Source organism: Parcubacteria group bacterium CG10_big_fil_rev_8_21_14_0_10_36_14, assembly GCA_002772895.1.
In the GTDB taxonomy this organism is placed as follows: Bacteria; Patescibacteriota; Patescibacteriia.
In genome coordinates this window covers 10,440-17,115 of record PFCS01000026.1, presented here as the reverse complement: position 1 = coordinate 17,115, position 6,676 = coordinate 10,440, and the positions used below count along the sequence as shown (strand labels likewise).

The following is a 6,676-nucleotide window of genomic DNA, read 5'->3' as shown; positions in this document are numbered from 1 at the left end:
AGCGCTAACAAAGAAAATGCAAAAGTAATGAGTAAAATTGCAAATAGTATGACTCAACAGTTGGACAAGCTAAAAGCGGCTGAAGACGACATTACTACGCAACGTGTGGTAATTGAAACAGCTAATGCAAAACTCCAGCTCTTTAGGGACAGCAAGATTCGTCCAATGCATCAGGCGTTAACAAGAAAATTGACTAAAAAGATTTATGAAAATCTTGAACGCGTCTGCAAGCGCACCAAAGTTAAGCTCGTACCAGGCCCTACAATCATAATGATAAATGACATGATTATTGACTACTCCCACAGCAGACACTTTACCTGGGGCGTTATCAAAGCTAATGATAAGAATCTCCTGGCTGGACTGGTTGGCACAATTCCTGAATATCAAAAAAAAGTTATGCGAATCACTGGCGGACACAAAACTGATATCATCTTGCAAGGTCATCATGGCACCGGCTGGACACATGTCCAAAGAAGCCATTATCAAACCGATTCACTTAACTTTAATGATATATCACGACTTGATTCGTCAACCACAGAAGAATATCTACATTTTATTGTCGCACCAACGTTTGAAGACCAGGTTAAAGTTGCGGAATTCCTAAATACCAAACGGCCCGACCGAATGGGACCTTCTGGAAAAGCAATTAGCACGCGTAATAATCCTGCTGTTGACCGATACAGAAACGGTGGTGTGGCGGGTATTGTCGTAATGTCTAAAAATGAGCTCGGAATTGGTAAGCAAAGTATTGCTTACCAAAAATTTTTGGATGGCTCAGTTCTAAAACAACCGGAAAAATATCATGCCATTATGGCTTCTTCTGATGAACATATGTTTCATTCTGCTGAAGATCCGCTTGCGCGAATCGGACTCTTGGCTCTTTTTGAAAAACTTCTTAAAGATCATTTTACCTTTAGAGGTAAAATGGCTTCTGTAAGCGGTTACCTCAATACCGGTGATATTGGCGAGGCTAACAGTGATAGCTGGCGACACAGACCTGATCATAAACTTAGCGCTAAACAAAGTTTAAAAGAAATTATTAGACTTATGAGTCAAGAAAATATTGATGAATATCAACAGGTGCTTAATTTGGTAATGCTTACCATAAGCGGAAACGCTGAGAATATGGACGATGTCCTTTCCGGCATTGCAGATTACCTTTTGGAGTATCTGGAGCCAGCGCTTCAATCCAGCGAATTGAAATATCTTCTCGCGGCGCTTACTGGAAACCACATAGGCAATAATCTGGATCGACACGGCATTAAAGAACTGGCCTATTTCAAACAAAGATTGAAAGCAAAAGGTATTGGATATTTTGAAGTCGGCGTATCAGGAAGCTCTGTCAATAATACTGACCCGAATGTACGAGTCGCAATCGGCGGATATGAAACGGCAAACTGTCTCTCCATAGAACGTTATGGATTAAGTAAAGACAATGAGCCTCTTTTTGGCCCAATTAACTTGTTTATGATTCATGACCCCAAGGGTTCTGGAAAAACCGGTATAGTCGGGGCTGGTAAAAATGCCAATGCTGACTTGGCGTTAGCAGGACATACGCACGACTCCTACTCACAGGCATCCAGAACTTCGGATAACAATTGGCGCATGGCACTGCGGGTGCCGACTATGCAAAAAGTAACGGCAACTGAAATAGTATATGCATCTTCAGAGCCAAGAACTACCGGCGCCGTTCTTTTCATTATGCCTTCTCCTGGCGACTTTTCTGAGATCTTTCTTGATATCAATAAATTGAGACAGATCGGAAAAGAAAAAATCGAATCAATGATTAAAGAAAGCGAATAACAAAAACAAAACCCCGACATAAAATCGGGGTTTTTTAATTCTTGATATATGTTTTATATTATTAATCAAACTCTGCAACCATTTTTTGCCAATTACAAAACGGACATCCGGTATGATGCGCGGGCTGAGGTCCTTCCAAACATTTCACCGCCTCTACAAAAAGACGTTGAACACGCTTTGGGCTAACTTCTATTTTTTTAACTTCTATATTAAAATTTACTACTCCACCTTTTTTAACATTTTTCGGAAAAAAATATACCAAATATGCATGACGCGCTGCCTTATAGCCGTTTGCCCAAAGCATCAGGGCATATGCATCCATTTGCGTTCCATAATATCTCTGGCTATCTTCCAAGGCACCCGGCGAAAACCCTCTTGTTTTATAATCCAAAACTACGTATTCATCACCATCTACCAGGCAATCATCTAGCGCGCCAAACAAAACGGCACCCGTTTCTTTATCTTTATATTCCAGTCCTGTCCGCCAATCACGCCACTTATTCATCAAGACTAAATCAGGCATCAGTTTACCTTCCACCTCTCCTTTTATTTCTGGCGGGATGCCACCTTTTTTCCCACGAAATTCATCAAAATATTTTTTTATAACGTTGTCCATTCCATTAGGGAGTGATGGGAACGGTCCTGAAGGACGCTTTAAATTTTGTCTGTGATGCAACCAAAAACATTTTGGACAATCATTAAAAAGATTGAGACCTGATGTAGGAGAAAGACGAATCATAATAAAAATATTTAATCTTTAACATCTAATATTGAGTATATCTAATATATCGCTTCGCGACAAATGAGCAAGGCGAGGCCTTGCTCATTTCAATAAATTTTAAAAAGACGCGTTATGCGTCTTTGTCGTCTTGCGGATTAAATATAAGTTCAAGACCCGTTCCTTTTGATTTTTCTTCCATAACCTGAAAAATCTGTTTTATTACCGCTTCTCTCCCCCGTCCAAACTCTTGATTTATCGGCACACCACGTTTACAAAGCGGGCAATCTTTCGCTTCCCAAGAATCAAATTTTAATTCAATTGCGGAAACTAATTTTGGAATATTTAAATCATCCGCTGTTATTTCTTCTCTATTAAAAAGAACTATCGCCGCGAGTATTTCGCCACCGGCTTGCCTTACAATTTTCACCAACTCTTTTAAAGTCGCCCCACTATGCAAAACATCATCCGCAATAATCACCTTTCTTCCTTTAACTCTTTTTTCTAGTCCTCTTTTTAATACCAGTTTATGTTTTTCATCCTTATCAACGCAAATTGACATAACAGAACGCCTTTGCCAAGAACTGAAAATGTCCGCAACCATATCTCCGAATCTTACACCTGCCACTGCCGGAGAAACGATTGCTTCCATATTGCAAAAATATGACCCCCATGCCCAAATAAACGAATCGCAAAATTTACGCAAAGCATCTCTATATAAATAAAATTCATCTTTATTTACATAAACGTCCCCATGCCTTCCTGACCGAAAAACAAAGTGATCATTGCGCAAAATAATCGGCTTATCTCCAAAATATTTTTCAAACTCCCGCTTCATCATTTTGCGTCTCCCTTATGGTTTTGGAGTAGAAATGGTATTTGACAACAATCTCATTATTTAAAATTATCATAATAATTGACAAAAAGCAATTTTTATGCTATATTATAGCTATTGCCCGAGTGGTGAAATTGGCATACACGCCTGCCTTAGGAGCAGGTGGAGCAATCCGTGTGGGTTCGAGTCCCACCTCGGGCACCATAAAAACATCTCATATTTGAGATGTTTTTTTATATAAAAAATATAAAAAAATAATCGGACTCGAAGGGTACTACAAAAAATAAAACTGCTTTTATTTTTGGAGACTCTGGCTCCGAGCCAACCTAGTGCCTGTTTCGAGAGACCCATCTCCGTCAGAAACAGCCCTATGTTGGCTAATTAAAAAAAATACGTTAATTAACGTATTTTTTTATACAAGGGTGGTGTATGCAAAGCACACCATTGCATATAAACCATTACATAAAAATTAATATTTCAGTGTTTTTAAAATCGTTTCCCATGCCGCATCTAATGAATTAGAATCGGTATCTTTTTCTTCATATTTGAGCCTAACTGGTGCATTAGAATATTTAGAACTTAAATATACCTCTGAAAATATAGAGTGCGTAGGGGGAAGGAGGAAGCGAACCATGTCCGTCAACCGACGGATGGTAGCAACGGGTGAGGAGGGGTCCCACCTCGGGCACCATGAAAACATCTCATATTTGAGGTGTTTTTTATTTTATATTAAACTATAAAAGTATGCGTTTTTTAATTATTTTATTTTTATTAATTCCATTTAAAGCGCTGGCTGATTCAGGCCATATTGTAATCTCTGAAATTCAAACTTATGGTGAAACGTCGAAAGACGAATTCGTTCGTCTTTACAATCCAACGAGTTCGGCAATTGATATCTCCGGCTGGCACCTTAAAAAGAAAACATCTTCCGGAAGCGAATCCAATCTTGTTTCCTCATTTGAAGACGAAACTGTTATCCCGGCAAATTCCGGATTTTTAATAACTCATAAAACCGATTATATTGGTACTGAAACCGCTGACACAACATGGAGTGGAACATCATATTCAATAGCCGACAACAACACTATCCTTCTATATAATAATGAAGACACGTTAATTGATAAAGTCGGATTTGGTGAAACGTCTGATTTCGAAGATGCACCAGCAGAAAACCCTACAAAAAGAGCTAGTATTAAACGCCAAAATAACGAAGATACCAATAACAATAAGGTAGATTTTATTTCCACTGCAAAGACAGAACAAGACGACAGTTCTCTAAATAATTCACCCACTCCAGAAACAATGGCTTCTGCTTCTTTTGAAGATGTAGTTATTAACGAAGTTTTACCAAATCCAAACGAAGGAAAAGAGTGGATAGAATTTTATAATACAACGTCACGCATCATAAGCATTGAGGGATGGGAGGTATGCGATGGTTCAAATAAAATTTATACTCTTCTAGGCGCAATTTATCCAAATTCTTTTATAACTATAGAAATAAATAATCGTCTAAATAATTCTGGTGACGCAATTTATTTATCAGACGGAAATAATTTTTCAATTGATCAGCTGATTTATGGTGATTGGAATGGAAGCGAAATAACTGCCCCGCAAAAAGGAGAAAGTATAGCGCGACAATTAGACGCTACATATATTATTTCTAGTGTGCCTACAAAAAATTATGAAAATTCTATAAAATCATCCCTTACTGAGTCTACAGATGAGAACCAAGAAAAAATAGAATATACTTTTTCTACTTCAACGATAAACGAAATTAAAAAATATATTATAATTAGCGAAATTTTACCAAACCCAGAAGGAAGTGATGCAACCGGAGAGTGGGTAGAATTTTTTAATAGCTCTCTGGATGATATAAATCTCGGGAGTTTATATCTGGATGATATGGAAGGCGGAAGCAATCCATACAAAATCCCAAATGATACTCTAATAAAAACTGATGGATACCTCATCTTTCTGCGTGAAAAAACCAATCTTGCCCTAAATAATACAAATGACAGTGTTCGACTTTTAGATGCCGATAAAAATGAAATTATGAATATTGAATATGACGATGCAAGCGAAGGATTATCTTATGCTCTTTTGGATGACGGCTGGCAATGGACAAGCGAACCAACGCCACTTTCACAAAACGTAATCAAAAAAACAACACAACAAGAACGATCTAAAACAATTTTTGTTTCAAATTCTGTTACAGGTATGGTTATAGTTCCTCCGAATGTTTTTAATACGCAAATTATGTATATAGATGGCCGACAATTATATATGTATTATGCTGACTGGCCTGAAATAAAAACAGGAGACAAGATAACTGCTTGGGGCGAGTCCAGCACATATTACGGAGAGTTGCGCTTAAAATTAAAAAATAAAAACTCAATCAAAATTCTGTCGCATAATAATATTTTAGAGCCTACAAATCTTACGGCCTTCAATATTGATGACGAGATGGTTGGAAAACTTGTATCAACCGAAGGCGAAATAATAGATACTAACTCTTCAAAAATATTTATTGACGTAAACGGGACAGAGCTTCTAATTTATAATAAAACTAAACTTGATTTTTCTGAATATAAAGAACGCGACACTATAAAAATAACCGGTGTCTTAAGTAAATATAATAATGAATATCGCCTTCTACCAAGGGATGAAAATGATATATCTCTCACAAGCCAAGGAGTTATTGAAAAATCAGACGCATCAAAAGATATTGCTCCTTTTTGGCAATATTTTGCCAGCACTCTTGTAATTGGGAGTATATTTGGTACAATCTATTTAAAGAGGAGGAAAAATGAACGGACCACAAAAACCGGGACCACCCAGAGGGTGGAGCGACGAGAAGAAGCACCTTTTTAGAAAAATGTATGGAGGATCTCCAGAGGATCTTATTAAAACAATTTCTAGGTACCGCAATGCTCGCGGAGATCCTGGGCTGGCACAACTAACGCCAGAACAAATACAAGACGCAATCTTTGTTGCAAAACATATCCTTTTACATTTCTATTCAATAAAACCAAAAGATACAGATGAAGTAGTTGCCTACTTTGAAGCAACCGGTAAAATAAAATTCTAACTTCGTATAAACGAAGTTTTTTATTTTATATCTCTTCCACTCTTGCACTTTCTTAATAATTATGTTAATATATTTTAATAATGCGGGTATCGTATAATGGCTTTTATGAGTCCTTGCCAAGGACTAGATGGGGGTTCAATTCCCCCTACCCGCTCCAAGAAAAGAGACGACCTTGTGTCGTTTTTTTTCTTGGAATGAATGCTTTGGGGAATTGAACAAGGGGGTGGTAGGG

4 protein-coding genes, 2 tRNA genes and 1 pseudogene (1 of these 7 running past the window's edge) are annotated in these 6,676 nt (G+C 37.7%); 5 read left to right on the top strand and 2 right to left on the bottom strand.

Features of this window, described 5'->3' with window-relative positions; translation table 11 throughout:
- Nucleotides 1-1,803, top strand: a pseudogene (locus COU51_01780) (hypothetical protein) (it extends 639 nt beyond the left edge of the window).
- A 61-nt stretch (nucleotides 1,804-1,864) separates the two neighbouring features.
- On the opposite strand, the gene COU51_01775 reads toward COU51_01780, so the two are convergent.
- Complete coding sequence (locus tag COU51_01775) at nucleotides 1,865-2,542, bottom strand: hypothetical protein (protein ID PIR66852.1); 678 nt, start codon at nucleotides 2,540-2,542, stop codon at nucleotides 1,865-1,867.
- Between the two features lie 112 nt (nucleotides 2,543-2,654).
- Nucleotides 2,655-3,362: a hypothetical protein gene (locus tag COU51_01770; GenBank protein ID PIR66851.1), complete on the bottom strand. Its 708-nt coding sequence runs from the start codon at nucleotides 3,360-3,362 to the stop codon at nucleotides 2,655-2,657.
- Nucleotides 3,363-3,475: 113 nt separating this feature from the next.
- On the opposite strand from COU51_01770, the gene COU51_01765 reads away from it, so the two are divergent.
- From COU51_01765 to COU51_01750, 4 genes are all read left to right on the top strand, one after another.
- A tRNA-Leu gene (locus tag COU51_01765) sits at nucleotides 3,476-3,560 on the top strand.
- A 540-nt stretch (nucleotides 3,561-4,100) separates the two neighbouring features.
- Entirely contained in the window at nucleotides 4,101-6,227 is a 2,127-nt protein-coding gene (locus COU51_01760; GenBank protein PIR66850.1) for a hypothetical protein, read from the top strand.
- A 4-nt stretch (nucleotides 6,228-6,231) separates the two neighbouring features.
- Nucleotides 6,232-6,444: a hypothetical protein gene (locus tag COU51_01755; protein ID PIR66849.1), complete on the top strand. Its 213-nt coding sequence runs from the start codon at nucleotides 6,232-6,234 to the stop codon at nucleotides 6,442-6,444.
- A gap of 82 nt (nucleotides 6,445-6,526) precedes the next feature.
- Nucleotides 6,527-6,601, top strand: a tRNA-Gly gene (locus COU51_01750).
- Nucleotides 6,602-6,676: the final 75 nt, after the last annotated feature.

Coding starts and splice junctions, on each gene's coding strand:
- COU51_01775 (PIR66852.1), bottom strand. CDS start 2,542: ATGATTCGTCTTTCTCCTACATCAGGTCTCAATCTTTTTAATGATTGT.
- COU51_01770 (PIR66851.1), bottom strand. CDS start 3,362: ATGATGAAGCGGGAGTTTGAAAAATATTTTGGAGATAAGCCGATTATT.
- COU51_01760 (PIR66850.1), top strand. CDS start 4,101: ATGCGTTTTTTAATTATTTTATTTTTATTAATTCCATTTAAAGCGCTG.
- COU51_01755 (PIR66849.1), top strand. CDS start 6,232: ATGTATGGAGGATCTCCAGAGGATCTTATTAAAACAATTTCTAGGTAC.